The sequence below is a fragment of the Streptomyces sp. NPDC003247 genome (genome assembly GCF_042888135.1).
Lineage (GTDB): Bacteria > Actinomycetota > Actinomycetes > Streptomycetales > Streptomycetaceae > Streptomyces.
Map to the genome: position 1 here is coordinate 273,171 of NZ_JBIAPF010000008.1, position 25,256 is coordinate 298,426.

The 25,256-nt window shown below is 69.6% G+C and carries 24 protein-coding genes and 1 pseudogene; 4 read left to right on the forward strand and 21 right to left on the reverse strand.

Annotated elements, in window-relative coordinates:
- Positions 1-12 precede the first annotated feature (12 nt).
- From tatC to ACFYWQ_RS27505, 10 genes and pseudogenes are all read right to left on the reverse strand, one after another.
- Positions 13-975: a twin-arginine translocase subunit TatC gene (gene tatC / locus ACFYWQ_RS27460; RefSeq protein ID WP_389519821.1), complete on the reverse strand. Its 963-nt coding sequence runs from the start codon at positions 973-975 to the stop codon at positions 13-15.
- 47 nt (positions 976-1,022) lie between these two features.
- Entirely contained in the window at positions 1,023-1,310 is a 288-nt protein-coding gene (gene tatA, locus ACFYWQ_RS27465; RefSeq protein WP_389519823.1) for a Sec-independent protein translocase subunit TatA, read from the reverse strand.
- A 261-nt stretch (positions 1,311-1,571) separates the two neighbouring features.
- Positions 1,572-1,766 (reverse strand): hypothetical protein, encoded by a 195-nt coding sequence (locus ACFYWQ_RS27470; RefSeq protein ID WP_389519825.1) that lies wholly within the window; start codon positions 1,764-1,766, stop codon positions 1,572-1,574.
- A 338-nt stretch (positions 1,767-2,104) separates the two neighbouring features.
- The gene (locus tag ACFYWQ_RS27475; RefSeq protein ID WP_389519826.1) at positions 2,105-2,398 is read right to left on the reverse strand and encodes a hypothetical protein; all 294 of its coding nucleotides are present in this window, start codon (positions 2,396-2,398) and stop codon (positions 2,105-2,107) included.
- Positions 2,399-2,730: 332 nt separating this feature from the next.
- Positions 2,731-3,738 (reverse strand): annotated as a pseudogene (locus tag ACFYWQ_RS27480) (helix-turn-helix transcriptional regulator); the annotation flags it as partial.
- A gap of 18 nt (positions 3,739-3,756) precedes the next feature.
- Entirely contained in the window at positions 3,757-4,710 is a 954-nt protein-coding gene (locus ACFYWQ_RS27485) for a helix-turn-helix transcriptional regulator (protein ID WP_389519828.1), read from the reverse strand.
- Positions 4,711-4,903: 193 nt separating this feature from the next.
- Positions 4,904-5,275, reverse strand: coding sequence for an FKBP-type peptidyl-prolyl cis-trans isomerase (locus tag ACFYWQ_RS27490; RefSeq protein WP_389519830.1), 372 nt, complete (start codon positions 5,273-5,275; stop codon positions 4,904-4,906).
- 61 nt (positions 5,276-5,336) lie between these two features.
- On the reverse strand, positions 5,337-6,341 hold the full coding sequence (locus tag ACFYWQ_RS27495) for an FKBP-type peptidyl-prolyl cis-trans isomerase (RefSeq protein WP_389519831.1): 1,005 nt from the start codon (positions 6,339-6,341) through the stop codon (positions 5,337-5,339).
- Positions 6,342-6,502: 161 nt separating this feature from the next.
- A complete protein-coding gene (gene pafA / locus ACFYWQ_RS27500; RefSeq protein WP_030955459.1) occupies positions 6,503-7,864 on the reverse strand; it encodes a Pup--protein ligase in 1,362 nt (453 codons plus the stop codon).
- A gap of 9 nt (positions 7,865-7,873) precedes the next feature.
- Positions 7,874-9,133 (reverse strand): MFS transporter, encoded by a 1,260-nt coding sequence (locus tag ACFYWQ_RS27505; protein ID WP_389519832.1) that lies wholly within the window; start codon positions 9,131-9,133, stop codon positions 7,874-7,876.
- 160 nt (positions 9,134-9,293) lie between these two features.
- On the opposite strand from ACFYWQ_RS27505, the gene ACFYWQ_RS27510 reads away from it, so the two are divergent.
- Positions 9,294-10,310 (forward strand): LacI family DNA-binding transcriptional regulator, encoded by a 1,017-nt coding sequence (locus tag ACFYWQ_RS27510; RefSeq protein ID WP_389519834.1) that lies wholly within the window; start codon positions 9,294-9,296, stop codon positions 10,308-10,310.
- 60 nt (positions 10,311-10,370) lie between these two features.
- Here ACFYWQ_RS27510 and prcA read toward each other — a convergent pair whose 3' ends face one another.
- The 6 genes from prcA to arc form a co-directional block, all read right to left on the reverse strand.
- A complete protein-coding gene (gene prcA, locus ACFYWQ_RS27515; protein WP_389519836.1) occupies positions 10,371-11,114 on the reverse strand; it encodes a proteasome subunit alpha in 744 nt (247 codons plus the stop codon).
- A 57-nt stretch (positions 11,115-11,171) separates the two neighbouring features.
- Positions 11,172-12,017, reverse strand: coding sequence for a proteasome subunit beta (prcB, locus tag ACFYWQ_RS27520; RefSeq protein ID WP_389519838.1), 846 nt, complete (start codon positions 12,015-12,017; stop codon positions 11,172-11,174).
- Positions 11,969-12,562: an endonuclease VII domain-containing protein gene (locus ACFYWQ_RS27525; protein ID WP_389520078.1), complete on the reverse strand. Its 594-nt coding sequence runs from the start codon at positions 12,560-12,562 to the stop codon at positions 11,969-11,971. The genes prcB and ACFYWQ_RS27525 overlap by 49 nt, the downstream gene beginning before the upstream one ends.
- 45 nt (positions 12,563-12,607) lie before the next feature.
- Positions 12,608-12,826, reverse strand: a complete 219-nt coding sequence (locus tag ACFYWQ_RS27530; protein WP_389519840.1) for a ubiquitin-like protein Pup — start codon at positions 12,824-12,826, stop codon at positions 12,608-12,610.
- A 187-nt stretch (positions 12,827-13,013) separates the two neighbouring features.
- Positions 13,014-14,525, reverse strand: coding sequence for a depupylase/deamidase Dop (gene dop, locus ACFYWQ_RS27535; RefSeq protein ID WP_389519842.1), 1,512 nt, complete (start codon positions 14,523-14,525; stop codon positions 13,014-13,016).
- Positions 14,526-14,755: 230 nt separating this feature from the next.
- Positions 14,756-16,522 carry a proteasome ATPase gene (gene arc / locus ACFYWQ_RS27540; protein ID WP_389519844.1) on the reverse strand — a complete coding sequence of 589 codons (1,767 nt, stop codon included), beginning with the start codon at positions 16,520-16,522 and terminating at the stop codon, positions 14,756-14,758.
- Positions 16,523-16,765: 243 nt separating this feature from the next.
- Between arc and ACFYWQ_RS27545 the strand changes: the two genes are divergently transcribed.
- Positions 16,766-17,071 carry a ferredoxin gene (locus tag ACFYWQ_RS27545; RefSeq protein ID WP_389519846.1) on the forward strand — a complete coding sequence of 102 codons (306 nt, stop codon included), beginning with the start codon at positions 16,766-16,768 and terminating at the stop codon, positions 17,069-17,071.
- Between the two features lie 58 nt (positions 17,072-17,129).
- On the opposite strand, the gene ACFYWQ_RS27550 is transcribed toward ACFYWQ_RS27545, so the two are convergent.
- From ACFYWQ_RS27550 to ACFYWQ_RS27560, 3 genes are all read right to left on the reverse strand, one after another.
- On the reverse strand, positions 17,130-17,699 hold the full coding sequence (locus ACFYWQ_RS27550; protein WP_389519848.1) for a hypothetical protein: 570 nt from the start codon (positions 17,697-17,699) through the stop codon (positions 17,130-17,132).
- Between the two features lie 190 nt (positions 17,700-17,889).
- Positions 17,890-18,792 (reverse strand): tRNA (adenine-N1)-methyltransferase, encoded by a 903-nt coding sequence (locus ACFYWQ_RS27555; protein ID WP_389519850.1) that lies wholly within the window; start codon positions 18,790-18,792, stop codon positions 17,890-17,892.
- 58 nt (positions 18,793-18,850) lie between these two features.
- The gene (locus ACFYWQ_RS27560; protein WP_389519851.1) at positions 18,851-20,524 is read right to left on the reverse strand and encodes a site-2 protease family protein; all 1,674 of its coding nucleotides are present in this window, start codon (positions 20,522-20,524) and stop codon (positions 18,851-18,853) included.
- Positions 20,525-20,701: 177 nt separating this feature from the next.
- Here ACFYWQ_RS27560 and ACFYWQ_RS27565 point away from each other — a divergent pair, with 177 nt between their 5' ends.
- Both ACFYWQ_RS27565 and ACFYWQ_RS27570 read left to right on the forward strand, forming a co-directional pair.
- The gene (locus ACFYWQ_RS27565) at positions 20,702-21,667 is read left to right on the forward strand and encodes a RecB family exonuclease (RefSeq protein ID WP_389519853.1); all 966 of its coding nucleotides are present in this window, start codon (positions 20,702-20,704) and stop codon (positions 21,665-21,667) included.
- Positions 21,668-21,681: 14 nt separating this feature from the next.
- Positions 21,682-22,353 carry a response regulator gene (locus ACFYWQ_RS27570; RefSeq protein ID WP_389519854.1) on the forward strand — a complete coding sequence of 224 codons (672 nt, stop codon included), beginning with the start codon at positions 21,682-21,684 and terminating at the stop codon, positions 22,351-22,353.
- Positions 22,354-22,431: 78 nt separating this feature from the next.
- Here the strand turns inward: ACFYWQ_RS27570 and ACFYWQ_RS27575 are convergent, their stop codons facing one another.
- Both ACFYWQ_RS27575 and ACFYWQ_RS27580 read right to left on the reverse strand, forming a co-directional pair.
- On the reverse strand, positions 22,432-24,039 hold the full coding sequence (locus tag ACFYWQ_RS27575; RefSeq protein WP_389519856.1) for an ABC transporter substrate-binding protein: 1,608 nt from the start codon (positions 24,037-24,039) through the stop codon (positions 22,432-22,434).
- 466 nt (positions 24,040-24,505) lie between these two features.
- Positions 24,506-25,204, reverse strand: a complete 699-nt coding sequence (locus ACFYWQ_RS27580) for an HAD family hydrolase (protein ID WP_389519858.1) — start codon at positions 25,202-25,204, stop codon at positions 24,506-24,508.
- Positions 25,205-25,256 lie beyond the last annotated feature (52 nt).

The following is a 25,256-nucleotide window of genomic DNA, read 5'->3' on the forward strand; positions in this document are numbered from 1 at the left end:
GTGGTGCTCTGCTCAGGTCACGTCGTCGTAGCCGTTGACCCGTTCCGTGCTCGCCTGTTCCGGCAGGGCGCGGCTCGCGGCCACCGTCTCGACCTCGCCGATGTCCTCGGGTGTCAGGTCCAGCTCGGAGGCCTCGTCGTCGGCGGGGCCCAGGGCGTCACGGCGCCGCCTGCGGCGGTCGTTCAGCAGCGAGAAGGCGACCGCGCCGAAGTACAGGATCCAGATCGGTCCGGCGAGCGCCAGCATCGAGACGGGGTCGGTGCTGGGCGTGGCGATGGCGGCGAACACCGTGATGCCGATGATCATGGCGCGCCACCAGCCGAGCATGCGGCTGCCGGTGATGACACCGGTCAGGTTCAGCATGATCAGCAGCAACGGCAGTTCGAAGGAGAGGCCGAAGACCACGACCATGCGCGTGACGAGCTGGAGCAGGTCGTCGAGCGGCAGGAAGTTGTCGACGCCGGTCGGCGTGAACTCGATCAGCACCTTCGCCGTGGTCGGCAGCACCATGTAGGCGAAGTAGCCGCCGCCCAGGAAGAGCGGGACGCCGGTGCCGACGAACCCGTAGGCGTACTTGCGTTCGTGCCGGTGCAGCCCCGGGGCGACGAAGGCCCACAGCTGGTAGAGCCAGACCGGCGAGGCGAAGACGACGCCGGCCATCAGGGAGACCTGGAGGGCCAGGGTGAAGGGGGCGAGAAGACCGTTGATCGTGATCCGCGCGCACTGCTGGCTGGTCTCGCCCGACGAGCTGAGCTCGCTCTGGATCTGCTCGAAGGTCTTCCCGCAGCCGACCGAGTCGAGGATCGGCTTGGTGAGGAAGTTGATGATGTCGTTGTAGAAGAAGGCGGCGACGACCGTCACGAGGACGATGGCGAGCAACGCCTTCGCGAGCCGGTTGCGAAGCTCACGGAGGTGTTCCGCGAGGGGCATCCGCCCCTCGGGATCCTTCTCCTTCTTGCGGGCAGGCTTGAGCAACCCACGTTCCCATCTCGTGCGGCAGGCCGGGGGTCACCGGCCCTGCGTCAGCGCTTGGTCGTGTCCGTCGGCTCGCCGACCGGGCGCGAGCTGGTCACGTCGCCGGGGGCGGCCTGGATGGTGCGCTGAGCGGAGGGCTGCTCACCGGTGTTCGGCGGGCCGGCCGGGGTGGTGTTGCTGCTGCCCTCCTCCTTCATCGCCTTGGCCTCGCTCTTGAGGATGCGCGCGGACTTGCCGAGCGAGCGGGCCATGTCCGGAAGCTTCTTCGCGCCGAACAGCAGGATGATGACGACGAGGATGAGAATGATCTCGGGGGCGCCGAGCCTTCCGAACATAAGTCTTTACCTTCTCACCGAGGCGGCTGGGTGGGATGCTGTCCGACCGGTCGGACAATTCGTCCGAACGATCGTGCTGGCAGCGATCGTAACGCCGGGGGGTGAACGTGAGGCAATCCCCTTGCGTACTCCCGGTCCGCGGCCCGGGCCTCGTTTTCCGGACCGCGACCAGCAGCGTACCCGCCCGAACGGGCGTGATGGGAGGGCGAAGTCGCCCAAAACGCATTCGGCCCAGGACTCACAGCCCTGCCACAGCAGCACTCACAGCGTGCCCACAGCCCGGCCCGCGCTCGCGGCGGCCCGCTCCAGTTCCTCGGCGGCCCGGTTGATACGGCGTGCGGAGTCCACGACCTGCTGTCCCAGGCGCCGTGCCTCCAGGAAGACCCGGACGGCGAACACAGCGAGGACGGCGAGACCCAGGAAACCCATGGCTACCGCGAACATCGGCCAGAACATGACGCCGAGCCTAGACCCTCCTGGCCACGGCCCAGGACACGCCCGCCGGATCGCCCCATCCGCTTGGGCCTGACCCCTTGGGCCTGACCCCTTGGCCCTGTCCCTTGGCCCTGTCCCTTGGCCCTGCCCTGTCGGCCCCGCCTCGTCGGTCCGGCTCCGCTGGTCCTGCGCCGCGACCGCGGCACCACCGTCCTGGCGGCACCGGACCGACGGCGGCGGTACGCCGGGGCGCGGGCGCCCGCGCGGGACGGTCAGCACCCCCGGTCCTCGGTCTCCCCTGCCCTTCCGGTCTCCCCGGTCCCCCCGGTCCCCCCGGGAAGGCTGCGCCGAAGGCGCCCTCAGAGCGTCGAATGCAGCCGCAGGGTCCTGACCCCGCCGCGGGTGAGCAGCTCGACGATCCGTTCACCGGCCGGCTTGCGTACGGCGGCCCCGCAGTCGGGGCAGGTGAACGAGTAGAAGGTGGTACGGCTGGTGGCTCCGATGGCCAGCAGCAGCGCGCCGGCGGAGAGCTCGAACCGTCCCCGGCAGTCCGGACACCCGGCCCGGAACGCCACGGGAGCCACGCTCCGCATCCCCGCGAACGCGGAGGCCACCGAGACCCCCCGCACACCGGACAGCCCCGACTCGCTCACTGCCTCTGCTCCCGCCCGTCGCCCTGACCGACCCACTGCCCGCCACCGGCCCGCGTCCCGGCCGCGGCGTCATCCTGCCCACCGGCCAGGCCGCCGACCCGTCCGTCGGCCACGGAACCGGTCCGCTCCCGCACGGCCGTGCCGCCCGGCTCGCCGGACACGGCACCGGCCTGCCCCGCAAGCCGCTCACCGGGCCACCCGGGGTGCGCCGTCCCGAGATGCCCGGCCGTCGGGCCGCCGTGCTCCGGGGCCGCGTCCCGACGTCCGGCGGGCGGAGCCTCGTCACGGCGTCCGGCGGAGGGGACGTCGTCCCCGCCTGCGCCGGACGGAACGTCGTCCCGGCGGGCCGCCTCCGCCTCGACCCCGTCGTACGCCGCGAGCGCGTCGCGGGCGGCACGGCGGGCGCTGTCGGCGAGGCCCGGCGGCGAGACGATCCGGCCGTCGGGGCCCAGCCGCAGGGCCAGGCGGCGCAGGGACGCCGGGTCGGGGGTGCGCAGCGTGATGCGCAGACCGCCGTCGGGAAGCTCGTCGGCCTGGTCGTGGGGGTAGTACTCGGCGACCCAGCGGCCGCCGGGGCCGACCTCGACGACGACCTCCGGATCCTCGGCGGCCGGCTGGACCAGCCCCTCCGACAGGTCCCGCAGTTCGATCTCGGGCGGGGCGGACGGCTCGTCGAGGATCCTGATCTCGGCGACCCGGTCGAGGCGGAAGGTACGGCGCGCCTCGGAGCGGCGGCACCAGGCCTCGACATAGGTGTGGCCGACGCTGACCAGGCGGATGGGGTCGATCTCCCGCTCGGTGACCTCGTCACGGGCGGGCGAGTAGTAGCGGATCCACAGCCGGCGCCGCTCGGAGATCGCCCGGTCGACGTCGGCGAAGACACCGCCCTCGGACTCGAAGGTCACCGACAGGCGTGAGCTGGCGCCCGCCGCCTCGCCGGCCGCGGTCTCCACCTTGGCCGTCGCCCGCAGCAGCGCCTGGCGGTCGCTCTCGCGCAGGCCCGGCAGCGTGGCCACGGCCCGCGCGGCCACCAGCAGCGCGGTCGCCTCGTCGGCGGCCAGCCGCAGCGGCTCGGCGGCGTCCGCGCCGAGCGCGGCCGGGTTGTGCCACCAGATGCGCTCGCCGTCGGTGTCGATGTCCAGCAGATCGCCGCCGCGGAAGCTGGTGCCGCACATGGGCAGCACGTCGAGGTCGGAGACCAGCTCGTCCTCGGTGATGCCGAAGGCGCGCGCCACGTCCTCGATCCGCGCCCCGGGCCGCTCCCGCAGATAGGTCACCAGGGAGAGCATCCGCCGGGTCTGGTCGATCGCGTTCGCCGGCCTGACCGGTTTGCCTGCCACTGTGTCGCTCGCTCCCCCTCAGCCCTTGGCCACGGCACGCAGCCGGTCCACCACGTCGGCCCGCAGCTCCGCGGGCTCCAGGACCACCACGTCCGGCCCGAACTCCACCAGCCAGGCGTCCAGCCCGTGCCCGTACGGAATCTCCAACTCGTCCCAGCCGTTCCCGAGTTCCCGCACCGCCGTCGCCTTCGCCCGCAGGGGGTACCCGGCGTCCGTGCGCAGCCGGATGAGGGCGCTGCGGTCGGCGGTCTCCCCCGCCCAGCCCGCGACGGTCTCCCGGACGGTGACCACGTCCGGGACGGCGGCGGTGAAGCGGCCGCCCCGGGAGCGCACCTTGCCGGTGATCCGGGACAGCCGGAAGACGCGTTCGGCGCCCCGGTCGCGGTCCCAGCCCGCCAGGTACCAGTGGCCGCGCCAGCACTCCAGCGCCCACGGTTCGACGTTGCGGGGCTCGGGGCGGGCGGCGGTGGCCTTGCGGTAGTCGAAGGAGACCGCGCGGCGGTCGCGGCAGGCCAGCATCAGCGGCTCGAACGCGGCCTCGTGCACCGGGATGCGCGGCTCGAGGGCGCCGTGCGTCTCGTAGGGGTCGACGCCCTCGGGCAGTCCGGCCGCGCGCAGCTTCTGGAGCGCGCCGCTGGCGGCGCCGGCGAGCCGGGCCTGCTGCCACACCTTGGCGGCCAGCCCCAGCGCGGCGGCCTCCTCGGCGTCGAGGGTGATGGGCGGGAGGCGGTTGCTGTCGCGGCGGGCGAGATAGCCGACCTCGCCGTCGATGCTCTCCACGGTCTCGATGACCAGGCCGAGCTCACGCAGGTCGTCCTTGTCTCGCTCGAACATGCGGTTGAAGGAGTCGTCGTTGCCCGCTTCCAGGTAGGCCTCGATGGACTCGCGCAGCTCGCGCTTGCTGAGCGGCCGCCGCGTCCCGAGCAGACACAGCGCCAGGTTCATCAGCCGCTCGGCCTTGGCAATGGCCATCGACGCCCTTCGCCTTCCTCATGGTGCTTCCGACGGACGACCGTACCGCCCCGCGGTGTCCCGGCAAAAGCCGAGGGCCCATGCCCGGACAGGCATGGGCCCCAGGTGGTCGGAACCGGTCGCGTCCCGACCACCCCGACCGTTCGCACGACGACCGGACGGACCGGCCGCACGACGACCGGTCGCCGGACGATCAGACCCCGAGCAGGTCCACCACGAAGATCAGCGTCTCACCGGGCTTGATCGCCGGGGTGGGGCTCTGGTCGCCGTAGGCGAGGTGGGCCGGAATGGTCAGCTGACGACGGCCGCCGACCTTCATGCCCTGCACGCCCCGGTCCCAGCCCGCGATGACACGGCCGCCACCGAGCGGGAAGCGGAACGGGGTGCCCCGGTTCCAGCTCGCGTCGAACTCCTCACCGGTGCTGAAGGCGACACCGACGTAGTGCACGGTGACGGTCTGGCCCGCCTGCGCCACCTCGCCGTCGCCCTCCCAGATGTCCTTGATCTCGAGGTCCGCCGGGGGCTGGCCCTCGGGGAAGTCGATCTCGGGCTTCTCGATGCTCACGTCTCTAGCTCCACGTTCTTCTACGGAAAGGCAACAAGCACAGTCTTACACCTCGACGCCGTCACATCTTCGCGAGGATGTCCACCGTGAAGACCATCGTCGAGTCCTTATCGATGCCGCTGCCGGCCGGCGGCGCGTCGCCGTACCCCAGGTCCGGCGGAACGACGATGACGACCCGGCTGCCGACCTTCTTCCCGGTCAGCCCCTGCGACCACCCCTTGACGACCTGCTGGAGCCCGAAGGACGTCAGCGCCTTGCGCGAGTACGTCGAGTCGAACTCCTTGCCCGTGTCCCACACGACGCCCTTGTACTGCACCAGGACGCTGTCGTCCGCGGCGACCGCCGCACCGTCACCCTCGATGACGTAGTTCGCCACGAGCTTCTTCGGCGGATCGGCCTTGGGGATCTCGATGGAGGGCGCCTTGCCGTCGGTGTTCGTGCCCACCTTCGGCAGAGCGGCGTCGTCCTGCGCGACGTCCTTGCCCTCCGCCGAGCTGCTCGCGTTGAACGTGGCCTCCAGGTCCACCACGAACACCAGCGTGTCGGTGCCCTCGATACCCGCCTGCTCGTTGCCCTCCGTGCCGTACCCCCAGGTCGGCGGCACGGAGAACTCCACCCGGCTGCCCGTCTTCTTCCCCGTCAGGGCATAGCGCCAGCCGTCGATGATGCTCCCGGCCGCCAGCTGGATGACCAGCGGCGTCTTCCGGTCGTAGGAGTTGTCGAACACCTTCGCGGTGTCCCAGATCTGACCGAGGTAGTTCGCCTGGACGTAGTCGTTCTCCGCGACGGTCCGGCCACCGCCCGCGATCACCGTCTTCACCGCGAGCTGGCCGGAAGGATCACCACTGCCCTTGGCGACCGTCGGCTTCTCCCCGAACTTCACACCGGCCGTGATAGCCGGCAGCGGACCGTCCACGATCTTCGGCGCGGGCGCGGAGGACTCCGAGGCGGAGGGCGACGCACTGCCGTCGGCCGAGCTCGACGAACCGGACGAGTCGTCACCGCACCCGGCGAGCGTGACCAGTCCTGCGGGAACGGCGGCGAAGATGAGTGAGCGTCGGCGCACGGTGAAGGCCTCGTAATCGGTCGATCTCGTGAAGGGCGTGCGCGCAACTCTACGGCGTGAGAAGGGCGCCGTACGGAAAACGTACGGCGCCCGCGTTGCGTTCCGGAACGGCACCCTCCCACCCGGACGGATCCAGGTCCCAGGACACCCGAACGCCTCACTCACATTCCGGCGATCAGCTTCTCCACCCGGTCGTCCACCGAACGGAACGGGTCCTTGCACAGAACGGTGCGCTGCGCCTGGTCGTTCAGCTTCAGATGCACCCAGTCCACGGTGAAGTCCCGCCGCTGCTCCTGCGCCCGACGGATGAAGTCACCGCGCAACCGCGCCCGAGTCGTCTGCGGCGGCACCGACTTGCCCTCGAAGATCTTCAAGTCGTTGCAGATCCGCGCTGCTTGACCCTTCTTCTCCAGCAGGTAGTACAGACCACGACGACGGTGGATGTCGTGGTAGGCGAGGTCTATCTGCGCGACACGCGGATGCGACATCGTCATGTTGTGCTTGGCCCGGTACCGCTCGATGAGCTTGTACTTCATCACCCAGTCGATCTCGGTACCGATACGGTCCAGATCCTCCGACTCGATCGAGTCCAGCGTCCGGCCCCACAGCTCCAGGACCTGCTCCACGGTACCCGTCCGGATACCCCGGCGCTCGCAGAAGTCCACGGCCTTCTCGTAGTACTCCCGCTGCACCTCCAGCGCGGACGCCTCCCGGCCACTGGCCAGACGCACCTTGCGCCGGCCGGTGATGTCATGGCTGACCTCACGGATCGCCCGGATCGGGTTCTCCAGCGTGAGGTCGCGCATCACCGTGCCCGCCTCGATCATGCGCAGCACCAGGTCGGTGGCACCCACCTTGAGCAGCATGGTCGTCTCGGACATGTTCGAGTCGCCCACGATCACATGCAGCCGGCGGTACCGCTCCGCATCCGCGTGCGGCTCGTCCCGCGTGTTGATGATGGGCCGGGAACGCGTCGTCGCCGACGACACGCCCTCCCAGATGTGCTCGGCCCGCTGACTCACGCAGTACACGGCCCCGCGCGGCGTCTGCAGCACCTTCCCCGCCCCGCACAACAGCTGCCGGGTCACCAGGAACGGGATCAGGATGTCCGCGAGCCGGGAGAACTCCCCGTGCCGGGCCACCAGGTAGTTCTCGTGGCAACCGTAGGAGTTGCCCGCCGAGTCGGTGTTGTTCTTGAAGAGGTAGACGTCGCCCGCGATTCCCTCCTCGTGCAGGCGTCGTTCCGCGTCCACCAGGAGTCCCTCGAGAATGCGCTCGCCGGCCTTGTCGTGGGTGACCAGTTCGGTCACGTTGTCACATTCGGGTGTCGCGTATTCCGGATGCGATCCCACGTCGAGATACAGGCGGGCGCCGTTCCGCAGAAAGACATTGCTGCTACGGCCCCATGACACGACACGGCGGAAGAGGTACCGCGCCACCTCGTCAGGCGACAGGCGGCGCTGTCCCCTGAACGTGCACGTGACGCCGTACTCGTTCTCCAGCCCGAAAATGCGGCGGTCCATGACTGAACATTACGCCCGATCCCCTGAACTGAAACGGGGTTCGACGGCACGGTTCGGATCATTTTCCGAAACGGCCGCAACGACCCCGCCCCCGGCCGGAGCTGCGAGTACCCTCCCCGCCACCACCAAAACCAGCAAAGACACCCCGCCCGCGGCCCCCGGCACCACGAAACCCCACAACGCGCCACCCGCCTCGACCACCGGACCCGCCAGACCCGTTCCCACCGACGAACCGACCGTGAACGTCGTCACCAGCCACGAGAACGCCTCCGTCACCGTCCCGGCCGGCGCATGCCGGTCCACCAGCACGAACGCACACGCGATCGCCGGCGCGAGAAACACCCCCGCGAGCGCCGCCAACGCCACCATCGCCACCGCGCCCGGCATCAGCATCAACGGCAGATAACACACCGCCAGAAACGCCACCAGCACCCGCAACCGGCGCTCCGGCGCCCCCCGCCACCGCCGGGCCCCGTACCCCACCCCCCCGACCAGCGCACCCAGCCCCAGAGCCGCCATCAGCCACCCGTACACCGCGTCCCCGCCGTGCTCGTCCGCGTACGGCACCGAAGCGACCGTGATCGACCCCAGCGCCACCCCCACGAACAGGAACGCCGCCAGCAGCACCAGCAGCCCCGGCGACCGCAGAGCACCCAGCCAGTGCGCCTCACGCGGAGCCGACCGCCACGCACGCGACGGCGCCGACACCACCACCGACAGCGCCCCCAGCACCCCCACCACGTTCAGCACCAGCAACGCCGCCTGCGCCGACCACAGCGACACGCACAGCGTCACCAGCAGCGGCCCCACGGTGAACATCACCTCCTGCGCCACCGCGTCCATCGCGTACGCCGTGTGCACCTGGTCCTCCCGGCGCAGCACCGACGGCCACAGCGCCCGCAGACCCCCCTCCAGCGGCGGCGTGAACAGCCCGGCCGCCGCCACCGCCGCGTACGCCACCAGCAGCGGGCCCACACCCGCCCACGCGAACACCGCCATCGCCACGGCCGAGGCCAGCGCCGCCGGCAACTGCACCCGCGGCTGACCGTGCAGATCGACCAGGCGCCCGAGCAGCGGCTGACCCACCGCGTTGGCCACCCCGTACACGGCCGCCAGAGCGCCCGCGAGACTGTAGCTCCCGCCCTCCGCCCGCACGAACAGCACGATCGCGATCGCAGCCGTGGCATTCGGCAGCCGACCGACGAGCGTGCCCGCGAGCAGCCGCGCCACATGCCTCATCCCGAGGATCTCCACGTATCCCGCGGCCAAAGTCCCGCCTCCGTCAGCTCGCCCGAAGCCCTGCACCACTCCGGGTTTTACGTATAACGCCCTCCGCCATACGTACCATGTCGCTGTTCACCAGTCCAGAGCACCCCGCCCGCACGCCCCCCGCACCACCCCACCCGCCAGACCAGAGAGCAGGCCCACGGTGGCATCAGGTAACACCCGCCCCACCAGCCGTGACGTCGCCCAGGCCGCAGGAGTCTCCCAAGCCGCCGTCTCCCTCGTCCTCGGCGACAAATGGCGCGGCCGCGTCTCCGAAACCACCGCCGAACGCGTCCGCCGAGCCGCACGCGACCTCGACTACCGCCCCAACCTCGCCGCCCGCCACCTCCGCCTCGGCCGCACCCGCACCGTCCTGCTCGTCGTCCCCGCCCTCACCACCGAATTCTTCGCCGGCGTCTACACCGGCGCCGCCCGCATCGCCGCCCACCACGGCTTCGGCGTCGTCCTCTACCCCTCCCCCGAAGGCATCGGCCCCGCCCGCGACCCCTTCGCCTCCGCCCCCGCGGCCCTCGACGGCGTCATCGCCTCCTCCATGGCCGCCGACGCCCTCACCGCCATCCGCCGCGACCGACTCCCCCTCGTCATGCTCGACAGCGACCCCACCGGCAACCTCGGCACCGCCACCGTCAACCTCGACATCACAGACGGCACCCACCAGACCGCCGACCACCTCCTCACCCTCGGCCACCGCCACTTCCTGCACCTCGCCGCCGACATCCCCTCCTGGACCTTCGACATCCGCGCCCGCGCACTCGCCGCCCGACTGCGCACCGTCCCCGGAACCTCACTCACCACCGCCCACACCCCCCTCACCATCGACGGCGCCCTCACCGCCACCGACACCGCCCTCGACACACCCGGCCCCCGCCCCACCGCCGTCGTCTGCGACGACGACAAACTCGCCGCCGGCGTCTACAAAGCAGCCCGCCGCCGCGGCCTGCGCATCCCCGACGACCTCTCCGTCACCGGCGTCGACGACATCACCCTCGCCACCGCCCTCGACCCCGAACTCACCACCGTCCGACTCGACGCCGAACTCTTCGGAGAACGCGGCATGCAAGCCCTCCTCGCCGTCCTGGACGGCCGAACACCGGACGACGGAGACATCCCCGTCCACCTCGTCGTCCGAGGCTCCACAGCACCCCCAGGCGCCCCCTGAACACACCCGTGCCCCCGACCACCACCACCGGCCGGGGGCACACACGACGACAACCGAGACCTACTCCTCACCGTCCTCCGACGTCTCCGCCTCCGTCGCCGCACCACCGGCCTCCAGCAACCGCGCCAACTGCCGGCCCACGATCCGCTTGAACTTCCGCGACTGCGGCCGCGTACGATCCAGCACCGCCACCTCCAGCCGCTCCGCCGGAATCTCCCGCTGCGTACCGTTCGTGTCACGCGACAACGCCTGCACGGCCAGCTTCAACGCCTCCGACAGACTCATCCCGTCCTGATGACGCTGATCCAGGTAACTGCCGATCTGCTCGGCATTACCCCCCACCGCCACCGAACCGTGCTCATCCACGATCGACCCGTCATGCGGCAGCCGATAGATCTGGTCACCGTCCGGCGTCTCACCGACCTCGGCCACCACCAGCTCCACCTCGTACGGCTTCTCCCCCGCCGAGGAGAAGATCGTGCCGAGCGTCTGGGCATACACATTCGCCAGACCACGAGCGGTCACATCGTCCCGGTCGTACGTGTAACCCCGCAGATCCGCATAGCGCACCCCACCGATGCGCAAATTCTCGTACTCGTTGTACTTACCAGCAGCCGCAAAACCGATCCGGTCATAGATCTCACTGAACTTGTGCAGCGCCCGCGACGGGTTCTCGCCCACGAAGACGATCCCGTCGGCATACTGCAACACGACCAGACTGCGACCACGAGCGATACCCTTCCGCGCGTACTCCGCACGGTCGGCCATCGCCTGCTGAGGCGAAACATAGAACGGCGTCGACACCGGTTATCCGTCCCTTTCAGTAGAAGTCACTCGATCACCCCGCCGAACCGACGGCCCCTACAGCAGCGCGGCCCGCGGACCGTCCGGCTGCTCCAGCCGACGCGCCAGCACCGACCGGGCGATCTCGGACGACTCCTCCTCCGTCAGCCGACGGAACCCGTCCTCGGTGATCACAGTGACGATGGGGTAGATCCGACGCGCGACATCCGGACCACCCGTCGCCGAGTCGTCGTCCGCCGCGTCGTACAACGCCTGCACCACCAACGTCGTGGCCTGCTCCTCGGTCAGATCACCACGGAACAGCTTCTTCATCGCACCCCGCGCGAAGACCGAACCCGAACCCGTCGCCGCGAAGTTCTGCTCCTCCGAACGACCACCCGTGACGTCGTACGAGAAGATCCGCCCCTTGCCCCGGTCCACGTCGAACCCGGCGAACAGCGGCACCACCGCCAGACCCTGCATGGCCATGCCCAGATTCGACCGGATCATCGTCGACAACCGGTTCGCCTTGCCCTCCAACGAGAGCTGCGCACCCTCCACCTTCTCGAAGTGCTCCAGCTCCAGCTGGAACAGCTTCACCATCTCCACGGCCAGACCGGCGGTGCCGGCGATACCGACGGCCGAGTACTCGTCCGCCGGGAACACCTTCTCGATGTCCCGCTGCGCGATGACGTTGCCCATGGTCGCCCGCCGGTCACCGGCCAGCACCACACCACCCGGGAACGTCACCGCCACGATCGTGGTGCCGTGCGGCGCCTCGAGCACACCCTGGGTCGGGGGCAGCTGCCGGTTGCCGGGCAGCAGCTCCGGCTGGTGCTCGGAGAGGAAGTCCATGAAGGACGAGGACCCAGGCGTCAGGAAGGCAGCTGGTAGACGCCCGGTGCTACGAGTGTTGGCTTCCACGTGGTTCCTTCCAGGTAGGCAGCAGCCCGACGGACCGCGTCGGGATCGTCTCCCAACTTGCCGATGGCCGAATTGCAGTTGAAGCACAGTACGCCACGGACCTTACCCGTCTCGTGGCAGTGATCCACATGTACCGCCGGAGCTTTCAGGCAGATCACGCAGAGCCCCATCTGTGAGGCGATCATCGTGTCCCGCTCCGTCGGCGTCAGACCGTACTTGCGCTTGAAGTAACTGATCCGGTTCCTCTCCGCCCGGCACACTCGGCAGTAGCTGGACCAGCCGTCCGACGAGGACTTGTTGCGCTCCCACTCAGCGTGGGGCTTGATCTCCTGACACTGGGGGCACCGCTTGAACCCTTCGGAAACCGAGACCTTCTCCCGAACCTTCTTACCCTTGGCCTCCTGGCGCTGCCGGTAGTACTCGGCGGCACAGTCCCGGCAGTACGCCTGGAGGCCATCAGGCATGGACTTGTTGCTCGCGAACGCCGTCCGCGGCAGGTGCCGCTTGCACCGCGAACAGCGCCTCGTACTCTTTGACTCGTCGATCACTTCGCCAATCCCCCGCCTTCACCTTCGAATCGAAGGCGAAAACTACTCTCCACCCTTCTGGACGAAGGACCTCACGAAGTCCTCGGCATTCTCCTCGAGTACATCGTCAATCTCGTCAAGAACCGAGTCCACGTCGTCGCTCAGCTTCTCGTGCCGTTCCTTGAGGTTTTCCGAGGCCTGCGTCTCCGCCGCCTGCTCCTCGACCTCCTCCGTGGACCGCGTGGCCTTCTGCTGCCCGCCGCCGGTGTCCTTGGTCGCCATAACCCTCACCCCGCTCTGTTGCCCGACATGGTCGACAGGTCGGCATTCCTGCCGATCGGTGATGATCAGACCCTACAAGCCCGGTCCGACATCGGCCCCGCAGTTGTTGGAACGTACGGGTGCCACTTCGATGATTCCCTGGCGCCGGGGTTTCCACCCCGGCGCCGGGGGCGGCCCGAGTACCCGCTCAGTTGCCCGACAAGACCCTGACCAGGTCTTCCGCGGTGCGACAGCGGTCCAGGAGCTCCTTGACGTGATTTCGCGTTCCGCGAAGCGGTTCGAGGGTTGGGACGCGCTGGAGGGAGTCCCGGCCGGGCAGGTCGAAGATGACCGAGTCCCAGGAGGCGGCGGCGACGTCGTCGGCGTACTGCTCCAGGCAGCGGCCGCGGAAGTAGGCGCGGGTGTCCTCCGGGGGCTTGGCCTTGGCCCGTTCGACCTCCGCCTCGGTCAGGAGCCGCTTCATGCGGCCGCGGGCCGCCAGGCGGTTGTAGAGGCCCTTCTCGGGGCGTACGTCGGCGTACTGGAGGTCGACGAGGTGGAGGCGGGCGGCGTCCCAGTCGACGCCGTCGCGGCGCCGGTAGCCCTCCATGAGTTCGCGTTTGGCGACCCAGTCGAGTTCGCCGGCGAGGCTCATGGGGTCGTTCTCGAGGCGGGTGAGGGTGTCCTCCCAGCGTGCGAGGACGTCCTTGGTCTGGTCGTCGGCGTCGGCGCCGTGGCGTTCCTCCACGTATTTGCGTGCCAGTTCGTAGTACTCCATCTGGAGCTGGACGGCGGTGAGTGTGCGGCCGCTGCGGAGGGTGACCAGGCGCTTGAGGGTGGGGTCGTGGGAGACCTGGTGGAGGGTGCGGACGGGCTGGTCGACGGCGAGGTCGACGGCGATGAAGCCGTCTTCGATCATGGACAGGACCAGGGCGGTCGTGCCCAGTTTGAGGTAGGTGGAGATCTCGGAGAGGTTGGCGTCGCCGATGATCACGTGGAGGCGGCGGTACTTCTCGGCGTCGGCGTGGGGTTCGTCGCGGGTGTTGATGATGGGCCGTTTGAGGGTGGTCTCCAGGCCGACCTCGACCTCGAAGTAGTCGGCGCGCTGGCTGAGCTGGAAGCCGTGTTCGTGGCCGTCCTGGCCGATGCCGACGCGGCCGGCTCCGGCGAAGACCTGGCGGGAGACGAAGAAGGGCGTGAGGTGGCGCACGATGTCGGAGAAAGCGGTTTCCCGCTTCATGAGGTAGTTCTCGTGCGTGCCGTAGGAGGCGCCCTTGTTGTCGGTGTTGTTCTTGTAGAGGTGGATGGGCTGGGCGCCGGGGAGTGCGGCGGCCCGTTCGGCGGCCTCGGCCATGATGCGTTCGCCGGCCTTGTCCCAGAGGACGGCGTCGCGGGGGTTGGTGACCTCGGGGGCGCTGTATTCGGGGTGGGCGTGGTCGACGTAGAGGCGGGCGCCGTTGGTGAGGATCACGTTGGCGAGGCCGATGTCCTCGTCGGTGAGCTGGCTGGCGTCGGCGGCCTCGCGGGCGAGGTCGAAGCCTCGGGCGTCCCGCAGGGGGTTCTCCTCCTCGAAGTCCCAGCGGGCCCGGCGGGCCCGGTGCATCGCCGCCGCGTAGGCGTTGACGATCTGGGACGAGGTGAGCATGGCATTGGCGTTCGGGTGGCCGGGGACGGAGATCCCGTACTCCGTCTCGATGCCCATTACTCGCCGTACGGTCATGCGGCCCTCCTTGCCCGGCGGCATCCTCGGTCGTGGGTGCCGTTCGCGTACCGCTGGTGCTCCGGTGCGTGTGCGGTGCCCGTCCCCGCACTGCGCCCGGCGGTACGGAAGAGCCTAGAACGCCTCTGCGCTGGTGGGGAGATCATTTGCGTCATTGCCTGCTCCAGCCGTGGCCCGAAAAGCAGTCGGCTGCGGGTACCCCGGTTCGGGTACCCGCAGCCGTTCCGGTTTTACAGGTACTGTCCGGTGTTCGCCACCGTGTCGATGGAGCGGCCGGTGTCGGAGCCCTGCTTTCCGGTGATCAGGGTGCGGATGTAGACGATCCGCTCGCCCTTCTTTCCGGAGATGCGGGCCCAGTCGTCGGGGTTGGTGGTGTTGGGCAGGTCCTCGTTCTCCTTGAACTCGTCCACGCAGGCCTGGAGGAGGTGGGAGACGCGGAGGCCTTTCTGGTTCTTCTCGAGGAAGTCCTTGATCGCCATTTTCTTGGCACGGCCCACGATGTTTTCGATCATGGCGCCGGAGTTGAAGTCCTTGAAGTAGAGGACTTCCTTGTCGCCGTTGGCGTAGGTGACCTCCAGGAAGCGGTTCTCCTCGGTTTCGGCGTACATGTGTTCCACTGCCGTCTGGATCATGCTCTGGACGGTGGTGGTCTTGTCGCCGCCGTGTTCGCCGAGGTCGTCTCCGTGCAGGGGGAGGCGTTCGGTGAGGTACTTGCCGAAGATGTCCTTGGCCGCTTCGGCGTCCGGGCGCTCGATCTTGATCTTCACGTCGAGCCGGCCGGGTCGCAGGATGGCGGGGTCGATCATGTCCTCGCGGTTGGAGGCGCCGATCACGACCACGTTCTGCAGGCCTTCCACGCCGTCGATCTCGGCGAGCAGCTGCGGGACGATGGTGTTCTCCACGTCGGAGCTGACGCCGGAGCCGCGGGTGCGGAAGAGGGATTCCATCTCGTCGAAGAAGACGATGACGGGGGTTCCTTCGCTGGCCTTCTCGCGGGCTCGCTGGAAGACGAGGCGGATCTGGCGTTCGGTTTCGCCGACGTACTTGTTGAGGAGCTCGGGGCCCTTGATGTTGAGGAAGAAGCTCTTGCCGGCGGCCTGGCCGGTGACCTCGGCGACCTTCTTGGCCAGTGAGTTGGCGACGGCCTTGGCGATGAGCGTCTTGCCGCATCCGGGGGGCCCGTACAGCAGGACGCCCTTGGGCGGCCGCAGTTCGTGCTCCTTGAACAGGTCGGGGTAGAGGTAGGGGAGCTCGACGGCGTCGCGGATGGCTTCGATCTGGCCGCCGAGGCCGCCGATCTGCTCGTAGCCGATGTCGGGGACCTCTTCGAGGACGAGTTCCTCGACCTCGCTCTTGGGGACGATCTCGTAGACGTAGCCGGAGCGGGGTTCGAGCAGCAGGGCGTCGCCGGGGCGGATGGTGACGTCGAGCAGGGGCTCGGCGAGTCGTACGACCCGTTCTTCGTCGGTGTGTCCGAGGACCAGGGCGCGCTCGCCGTCCTCGAGGATCTCCTTGAGGGTGACGATGTCGCCGACGCGCTCGAATTCCATGGCGTCGACCACGTTGAGCGCTTCGTTGAGCATCACTTCCTGGCCGCGTCGGAGCTCGTCGAGCTCGACGCTGGGGCTGACGTTCACGCGGAGTTTGCGGCCTCCGGTGAAGATGTCGGCCGTGCCGTCCTCGTTCGCCGCGAGGAAGACTCCGAAGCCGGCCGGCGGCTGGGCGAGCCGGTCGACTTCCTCCTTGAGGGCCACGATCTGGTCGCGGGCTTCGCGGAGTGTGTTGGCGAGTCGCTCGTTCTGGGCGGACACGCCGGCCAGGTTGGTCTGCAGCTCGACGATCCGCTCTTCGAGAATCCTCGTGTGTCGCGGAGAGTCGGCGAGCTTACGTCGCAGGACGGCGATCTCCTGCTCAAGGTAGGCGATCTGCCCGGCCGGGTCGTCGGACCCTCGTCCCGGGCGGATGCCGCGGTTCATGTCGTCGTCGTGGGCTGCCACGGTCCTCACCTCCTCCAAGGGGAGCTGGACGCTTCCAGACCCTACCTGGGTGGGTGTCGATTGAAACCCCTAGATCACAAAGACTGTCGGGGTGTGTCCGATCTTCACCCTTGCGCTCTCCCTCACGCCAGGGGAATACCCACCGAACATGATTGGAAAGCTGCCGACGGTAGGGTCGAAGTGTTCAACACCCGTCAGAGCCTGCATCGTTCCCGGGCGGCTCGGCAGTAAACGGCAGGAGATATGGGCGTGCAGCAGGAGGCCGGTGTCGGCGGCGAGGCGCTGGAGGTCTGGATCGATCAGGATCTCTGTACCGGCGATGGCATCTGTGCGCAGTATGCGCCGGAGGTGTTCGAGCTGGACATCGATGGTCTGGCGTATGTGAAGGGGGCTGGGGAGGAGCTTTTGCAGGAGCGTGGGGCGACGACGCCGGTGCCGCTTCCGTTGTTGACGGATGTGGTGGACTCGGCGCGGGAGTGTCCGGGCGAGTGCATCCATGTGCGAAGGGTTTCGGACAGGGTGGAGGTGTTCGGCCCGGACGCGGAGTGAGGGTTCGCGTACGGTCCGTCACGGCTGTCTGATTTCTCACAGCGTGGGGTGGTGGGGGTCAGACGCTGTGGGTACCGGAGGGTGTCGTGCGGACGAACGTGTTGTCCTTCCACTGCCACTTGGCGCTGTCCTTGACGTCGGGGCAGCAACTGGGCACGTCGGCAGAGGAGTAGCCGAGGAGTGTGGCGAGGACGGTGCCGTCGGTGATGGAGAGGCTGGTGACGGTGGTGCGGGTCTGGGGGTCGACGAGGGTGGCGACCACGCGCGCGTGGGTGGCGTCGGCGGCCTGGGTGAGGACGTAGACGCCGTCGGGCGGGGTGCCCATGGGGGCGTCGCAGTGGACGGCGGCGACGGTTTCGGGGCGGCCGTCGCCGTCGAGGTCGCCGGAAGCCTGTTTCTGGACGAGGGCTTTGACCGGGCCGCAGTCGATCGGGAAGTCGACGCCGGTGGTGGCGGGGGCGGCGGCGGGTGTGGTCGGGGTGTCGGGGGCGGTCGGCTGGGCGGCCGTCGCCGGGTGGGGCTGGAGGACCGAGGAGAGGGCGACGACGCCGGCCACGGCGGTGGCGGTCGCGAGCCAGTGGATCGGCCGGGTGTGGGTGTGTGCCAGTTCCGGGACGGCGGGTTGCACTAGGAGCGTCTCCTGTGAGGGCTGTGCCGGTGGGGGTGGCCAGCATCGTGCCACACGTCACAGTGCGGGGGAACGGCGGGGGGCGGGGTGCCGGTGGTGGGTGTCAACGTGAGGGCGCCGTGGTCGAGTTCCGGGGGTGTGCGGGGAACTCGGCCACGGCGCTGATGCGTTGACGTGGTGCGCGGTGGTGTCAGCGGCCGGTGCCGCCGTCGGCGTTGGGGCCGGCGTAGTCCTCGCCGTAGGCGCCCTTGGCGGGGCGGCGGCGGCGCATGGGCGGTTCGACGCCGTCGGCGAGGCGGCGTGCGGTGAGGAGGAAGCCGGTGTGGCCGATCATGCGGTGGTCCGGGCGGACGGCGAGGCCTTCGATGTGCCAGTTGCGGATCATCGTCTCCCAGGCGGTCGGCTCGTTGAAGGAGCCGATCTCGCGGATGGACTCGACGGTCCGGGCGAGCTGGGTGGTGGTGGCGACGTAGCAGCAGAGGATGCCGCCGGGGACGAGGGCCTTGGAGACGGCTTCCAGGCATTCCCAGGGGGCGAGCATGTCGAGGATGACGCGGTCGACGTCGGTGTCGCTCAGGTTGTCCTGGAGGTCGCCGACGGTGAGCTGCCAGGCGGGGTGGGGGCCGCCGAAGTAGCGTTCGACGTTCTGCCGGGCGATGTCGGCGAAGTCCTCGCGGCGCTCGTAGGAGTGCAGCATGCCCTGGTCGCCGATGGCGCGCAGCAGGAAGCTGCTGAGGGAGCCGGAGCCGACGCCGGCTTCGACGACGCGTGCGCCGGGGAAGATGTCGGCGAAGGCGAGGATCTGCCCCGCGTCCTTGGGGTAGACGACGGCTGCCCCGCGGGGCATGGACAGGACGTAGTCGGGGAGCAGGGGGCGCAGCGCGAGGTAGGCGACGTTCCCGGTGGTGCGGACAACGCTGCCCTCGGGTGCGCCGATCAGTTCGTCGTGCGGGAAGGAACCCTTGTGGGTGTGGAAGTTCTTTCCGGCTTCGAGCGTGAACGTGTAGTGGCGGCCCTTGGGGTCGGTCAGCTGTACCTGGTCCCCGACCTTGAAGGGCCCGCGCCTGCGGGCGGCACCGGTCGGTTCGGACATGTGAACAGCCTACCGGCGTTTGCGGGGGCCGCCGACCACGGTTCGGGGAGGGTGGTGGTCAGCTGGGGCGGGCCATGGCCTTGACGAAGGCGCGCTCGACGTCGGCGGCGGAGAGGACGCCGTAGATCTCGCCGGTCTCCTCGACGACGAGGTATTCGGTGGCGGGTGCGGCGCGCAGGGCGTCGAGCAGGTCTTCTCCGGCGAGTTCGGCGGAGACGCGCATGCCGTCGGTGAGGTCCTGGGCGAGGCCGCTGACGGGGACCCAGGGGCGGCGGTGTTCGGGGACGCCGACGATGGCGGCTTCGCGGACCAGGGAGAGGGGTTCGCCGTGGGCGTCGACGACGACGAGGGCGCGGGCTCCGGCGTCGTTGGCGCGGCGGAGGGCTTCGGAGAGGGATGTGTCGGATTCGACGGGGACGGCTCGGCGGGTGAGGGTGCGGGCGCGGAGTTCGGGGAGGTGTTCGCGCAGGCGGGCCATGCGGAGGCTGTTGCCGGCGCCGGTCCAGATGATGGCGGCGAGGATGGCGGCGAGCAGGGCGTCGAGGACGGTGTCCATGCCGACGCTGTCCTCGGCGGATTCTCCGAGGGCTCCGGACTGGGTGAGCAGGGGCAGTCCGATGAGGACGGAGACGGCGAGGGCGCGTCCGACCCAGGCGGCGGCGACGGTGCCGCTCATGGGTTTGCCGGTGATCTTCCAGACGACGGCGCGGAGCATGCGGCCGCCGTCGAGGGGGAGGCCGGGCAGGAGGTTGAAGATCGCCACGATGAGGTTGGAGATCATCAGGCCGGCGAGGAGGACGCCGGGGACGGTGCCGGGTTCCACGGGCTGGAGGGCGAGGTAGAAGAGGCCGGCGAGGACGAGGGAGAGGAGCGGGCCGACGAAGGCCAGCCAGAACTCGCGGCCGGGGGTCTCGGCTTCCTTCTCGATCTCGGAGACGCCGCCGAAGAACTGGAGCTGGATGCGGCGGACGGGGAGTTTGAAGCGGAGGGCGGCGACCGTGTGGGCGAGTTCGTGGACGAGGACGGAGGCGTAGAAGGCGACCGCGAAGAAGAGGGAGACGAGGTAGCGGGCGGCGCCGAGTTCGGGCAGGACGCGTTCGAGCTGGCCGCCGAAGACCCAGGTGATGAGGGCGGCGACGAGGAACCAGCTGGGGGCGACGTAGACGGGGACGCCGAAGGGGCGTCCCATGAGCAGGCCGCCGCGGGACTCCGGGGGTCGCTGGGGCGGGCGGCCCTTGGCGGGGTGCTCGCCGAGGGCGGGTGCGGGGGTGGTGGTGTGGGCGTGGGGGTGGTGGGGGTGGCGGTCTGTGGGGGTGGTGGGGGCTGTGGGGCTGGGGTCGGCGGCGGTGGGGGTTGCTGTGGTGGCGCTCGGGCTGCTTTCCCGCGCCCGGGCCGGGTGCGTCTCGGTGTCGCTGTCGCTGTCGCCCTGGGCGGCTGTGTCCGTCTTGGCGGTGCCCGTCTTGGCGGTGCCCGTCTCGGACGTGCCCGTCTCAACCGTGTCCGTCTCGGACGTGCCCGTCTCAGCCGTGTCCGTCTCGGCAGAGCCCGTCTCGGCCGTCCCCGGCTCGGTCCCGTCCGTGGTGTCCTGGTCCGGCGTGTTCGGGGGGGTGGGCTGTGTGGGCGGTGCCTCCGGTGGGGTCGGGTCGGTGGTCCGGGGCGCAGGTGTCACGGGGCGCTCGGCCGACTCGTCGCTGTCCGGCCGCGGCCGCCCGCTCCCGCCGCTTTCCACCACGGTGTCCCCTCGATCGAAGCGTCTCCCGCTCCTGCCGGGCGGAAGGGTCTCGCTACCGATGGTATGCGGCCGTCGGGACGCGTTCCGCCCCGGCACCCCCGTGTTTCCCGGCCGTCGCAGGTGTCCGCCGGCCGTGGGCTGGGTGACTGTCGGTGGCGGGCCGTAAGGTCTGTGGGCATGGAGAGCAGCAGCGAGGGTGTCGCCCAGGTGGGCGACGGCGGTGTCGTGCGGGTTCCGCCGCGGGTGGGGGCGGCGCAGGCGGTGGCGGACGGCGGTCGGAAGACGTACGTCGCCATACCGCCCGCCTCGCTCTCGCCGTCGCGGGCCGGGGACTTCATGCAGTGCCCGCTGCTGTACCGGTTCCGGGTGATCGACCGGCTGCCGGAGAAGCCGAGTCCGGCGGCGACGCGGGGGACGCTGGTGCACGCGGTACTGGAGCGTCTGTTCGATTCACCGGCGGCCGAGCGGACCGCGCCGCGTGCCAAGGCCCTCGTTCCCGGGCAGTGGGACCGGCTGCGCGAGTCCCGGCCGGAGGTGGTGGAGCTGTTCGCCGACGATCCGCGGGGCGAGCGGCTGGCGGGGTGGCTGGCGGAGGCGGAGCGGCTGGTCGAGCGGTGGTTCACGCTGGAGGATCCGACGCGGCTGGAGCCCGCCGAGCGGGAGCTGTTCGTCGAGGCGGAGCTGGAGTCGGGGCTGACGCTGCGCGGGATCATCGACCGGGTCGACGTGGCGCCCACCGGGGAGGTGCGGATCGTCGACTACAAGACGGGCAAGGCGCCGCGGCCGGAGTACGCCGAGGGCGCGCTGTTCCAGATGAAGTTCTACGCCCTGGTGGTCTGGCGGCTGAAGAAGGTGATCCCGCGCCGGCTGCAACTGGTGTACCTGGGCAGCGGGGACGTGCTGACCTACGATCCGGTCCTCGCCGACCTGGAGCGGGTGGAGCGCAAGCTGCTCGCGCTGTGGGAGGCGATCCGGGAGGCGACGGAGACGGGTGACTGGCGGCCCAGGCCGACGAAGCTGTGCGGCTGGTGCGATCACCGGGAGCACTGTCCGGAGTTCGGGGGTACTCCCCCGCCGTATCCGCTGCCGGTGAGGGCGCCCGGGTCGGTCGCTGTGGAGCAGGGCAGAATGGGGCCGGACTAGCGAAGGAGACTTACGTGGCCATCCGCGTCCTACTGGTCGACGACCAGCCGCTGCTGCGTACCGGCTTCCGGATGATCCTGGAGGCGGAGCAGGACATCGCGGTGGTCGGCGAGGCCGGCGACGGCTTGCAGGCCCTCGACCAGGTGCGGGCCCTTCAGCCCGACGTGGTTCTGATGGACATCCGCATGCCCCGGATGGACGGGGTCGAGGCGACGCGGCAGATCACGGGGCCGGGGCGGGACGGCCCGGCGAAGGTGCTGGTGCTGACGACGTTCGACCTCGACGAGTACGTGGTGGAGGCGCTGCGTGCGGGCGCCAGTGGCTTCCTGCTGAAGGACGCCCCGGCCACCGAGCTGGTGCAGGCGATCCGGGTGGTGGCCGCCGGTGAGGCGTTGCTGGCGCCGAGCATCACGCGTCGGCTGCTGGACAAGTACGCCACGCATCTGCCGTCCGGTGACGAGCCGGTGCCGGACACGCTGCACACGCTGACCGACCGCGAGGTCGAGGTGCTGAAGCTGGTGGCGCGGGGGCTGTCGAACGCCGAGATCGCCGCCGACCTGTTCGTCAGCGAGACGACGGTGAAGACGCATGTGGGGCATGTGCTGACCAAGCTGGGGCTGCGTGACCGGGTGCAGGCCGCGGTGTACGCGTACGAGAGCGGACTGGTGCGCCCGGGCGCGCAGTAGTCGCCCGCGGGTACGGCAGAGGGCGCCCCTCCGGGAGGAGGGGCGCCCTTCGTGTGTGCCGGGGTCAGGGTGCCGGGATCAGCCGCTGACGCCGCGGGCGAGCTCCCACAGCTGGAGGGTGGCGGAGGAGTTGAGGACGTACGCGGTGCCGGTGATGTCGTCCCGGGAGGCGACGTACTGCTTGCCCTGCCACAGGGGGATGATCGGGACGTCCTCGGCCACGATGTCCTGAATCGCCGTCAGGTTGGCGGCGGCGGAGAGGCGGTCGGCCTCCCGGCGGGACTCGGGGATGAGGGTGTCGGTGATCTCGTCGTTGCTGTACGGGGACTTGAGGAAGTTGTCCTTGTCGAGGAACGGCGCGAGGAAGTTGTCGGCGTCGGGGAAGTCGGGGAACCAGCCCATGCCGTAGACCGCGTACTCGCCCTTGCGCTCGGCGGGGATGAAGGTGTCCCAGGCGGCGCCCTCGATGGAGACGTCGAAGAGGCCGCTGTCGTTGAGCTGCTTCTGGAGCTGCTCGAACTCCTGCTTGGTGGCCGTGCCGTAGTGGTCGGTCGTGTAGTTCAGCGTCAGCTTCACCGGGGTGCTGACGTCGGCCTCCTCCAGCAGCTCCTTGGCCTTGTCGGCGCTCGGGTCGCCGTAGGTGTTGAAGAAGGAGTTGGAGTGGCCGGTGACGGTGGCCGGGACCAGGGAGTACAGCGGTTCGGCCTGGGTGCCGTAGACCTCGGAGACGAGTTCGCTGCGGTCGATGAGCTGGGCCATGGCCTGGCGGACGGCCTTGCTCTTCACCACGGGGGCGGAGGTGTTGAAGGCGAGGTAGCGGATCTCGAGGCCGGCGACTTCGACGAGGTCCTCGTCGTTGTCCGCGGCGGCGTCGGAGAGGGCGTCGATCTGCTCCGGCGACATGGTGCGGGTCATGACGTCGATGTCGCCGCCGTCGAGGGCGGCGCCCATGGCGTCGGCGTCCGTGAAGGAGAGGATCTCGACCTTGTCGTTCTTCACGTCCAAGGTCCCCTTGTAGTTGGGGTTCTTGGTGAAGACGGCCCGGGTCATCTCGTCGCCCTCGGTCTCCGCGGAGAGGGTGTAGGGGCCCGAGCCGTCGACGGAGAAGCCCTCGCGCAGCTTGCCCTTGTCGTAGTCGTCGGGGTTGACGATGCCGGCGACCGGGGTGGAGAGCTTGAAGGGGAAGGTGGCGTCGGCGGTCTTGAGGTGGAAGATGACCTTGTCGTCGCCCTGGGTCTCGACCGTGTCGATGGTGGACAGCAGGGCGAACACGCCGGAGTCCGCCTTGATGGCGCGGGCGCGGTCGATGGAGAACTTCACGTCCTCGGCGGTGATGGCGTCTCCGTTGGAGAACTTCAGGCCGCTGCGCAGCGTGCAGGCGTAGCGCTCGTTGCCGCTGTCGGTGAAGCCGCAGCTCTCGGCGGCCTCCGGGACGGGGTCGCCGTCGCCCTTGGGCTGGATCATCAGGGTCTGCACGGTCTGGCGCAGGATGTTCCAGGTGCCGACGTCGTAGGAGTACGCCGGGTCGAGCGGCGCCGGGGCGTCCTTGGTGGCGCTGAACCGGTCGGTGGTGCCCACGACGATGGCGTCGCCGCCGCCGCTCCCGCTGTCGGTCCCGCCGCACGCGGCGAGCACGGGCGCGAGCAGACCGACCACGGCCGGCAGCACCAAAGTCTTGCGGTTCATGCTCGGGTTTCTCCAGAACTGTCAAGTCCGTGTACCCGGCATGCAGGGGTGTGGCAGCGGATCACGGGGTGGGGGCGATGTTCTCGCGATGAGATTAGTCCGCGCTTGCAGGACGGTTCGCGGTCACCGGAGTTGAATGCCCATCACGCAGCGGAATCGGGTGTGGACGCACGGAAAAGCCGACTGGGGAATGATTCGTGCAGCGTTCCACCAATCGGGACACAAGGGCACGCCCACTCCGCCCGAACAGGGGTGAACAGCACGGGGAGGGCACCCTGTCGACCCCCTTCGGCGTGAGGAACGTCACACATTCGGCGCGGTGTGGGGGGTGTGCAATTCAGCTGTCGGTGATGATCCGAATTCACCGCGCACACGCGCCGAATTTCCGCCGCAATCGATGATGCACGCTGGGTGAACGGCTATCGCATTTCCGTTATCGCGAGATCACCGATGATCGACCGGTCGATCATCGGAGCGGCATCAGATCGCGCAGGAATGTCAGATCGACCTCTTCCAGCGAGGCCACGACGGTGCGTCCGGCGGCCGGGGCGATGGGGGCCACCGAGGGCACGGCGACGACGTGGCAGCCCGCCGCCTCGGCCGCGGCCACGCCGGTGGCGGTGTCCTCGATCACGGCGCACCGGGCGGGGTCCGCGCCGAGTCCGGCGGCGGCGAACAGATAGGGGTCGGGGTGCGGCTTGGTGCGCGCGACCTCGTCGCCGGCGACGGTGAGGGCGAAGTGCTGGGCGCCCAGTGAGGTGAGGACGCGGTCGATGATGCGCCGGTGCGAGGCGGAGACGAGGGCCGTGGGGATCTCGTGCTCGGACAGTTCGGCCAGCAGTCGGGCGGCCCCCGGCATCAGCGGCAGGGCGCGTCCGATGCGCTCCTCGAACCCCTCGTTGAGCAGGACGGTGAGGTCGTCGAGGGTGATGTCGGCGCCGGTCGCCTCGATCAGGAAGCCCGCGCTGCGGGCCATGGGGCCGCCGACCACGACATGGCGCCAGGAGTCGTCCAGGGTGTGGCCGAGTCCCGCGAAGACCTCGGCCTCGACGTCCCACCAGAACCCCTCGGTGTCCACCAGGGTGCCGTCCATGTCGAGGAGCACGGCCTGGAGGGCGGAGCCCTCGGCCGTACGGGTTCCTAGGGCGGGAACCGTGCTGGTCATCCGCGTACCTCCTTGAGGGACGAGCAGGCCGGTTCCCGCTGGGGGAACCGGC

Bases quoted from the DNA above. Each gene is read 5' to 3' on its own strand.
- tatA (WP_389519823.1), bottom strand. From the start codon at position 1,310: ATGTTCGGAAGGCTCGGCGCCCCCGAGATCATTCTCATCCTCGTCGTC.
- ACFYWQ_RS27485 (WP_389519828.1), bottom strand. From the start codon at position 4,710: ATGGCCATTGCCAAGGCCGAGCGGCTGATGAACCTGGCGCTGTGTCTG.
- ACFYWQ_RS27575 (WP_389519856.1), bottom strand. From the start codon at position 24,039: ATGAACCGCAAGACTTTGGTGCTGCCGGCCGTGGTCGGTCTGCTCGCG.
- ACFYWQ_RS27470 (WP_389519825.1), bottom strand. From the start codon at position 1,766: ATGTTCTGGCCGATGTTCGCGGTAGCCATGGGTTTCCTGGGTCTCGCC.
- ACFYWQ_RS27565 (WP_389519853.1), top strand. From the start codon at position 20,702: ATGGAGAGCAGCAGCGAGGGTGTCGCCCAGGTGGGCGACGGCGGTGTC.
- ACFYWQ_RS27555 (WP_389519850.1), bottom strand. From the start codon at position 18,792: ATGTCCGAACCGACCGGTGCCGCCCGCAGGCGCGGGCCCTTCAAGGTC.
- ACFYWQ_RS27545 (WP_389519846.1), top strand. From the start codon at position 16,766: ATGGGCGTGCAGCAGGAGGCCGGTGTCGGCGGCGAGGCGCTGGAGGTC.
- dop (WP_389519842.1), bottom strand. From the start codon at position 14,525: ATGACCGTACGGCGAGTAATGGGCATCGAGACGGAGTACGGGATCTCC.
- ACFYWQ_RS27530 (WP_389519840.1), bottom strand. From the start codon at position 12,826: ATGGCGACCAAGGACACCGGCGGCGGGCAGCAGAAGGCCACGCGGTCC.
- ACFYWQ_RS27580 (WP_389519858.1), bottom strand. From the start codon at position 25,204: ATGACCAGCACGGTTCCCGCCCTAGGAACCCGTACGGCCGAGGGCTCC.
- pafA (WP_030955459.1), bottom strand. From the start codon at position 7,864: ATGGACCGCCGCATTTTCGGGCTGGAGAACGAGTACGGCGTCACGTGC.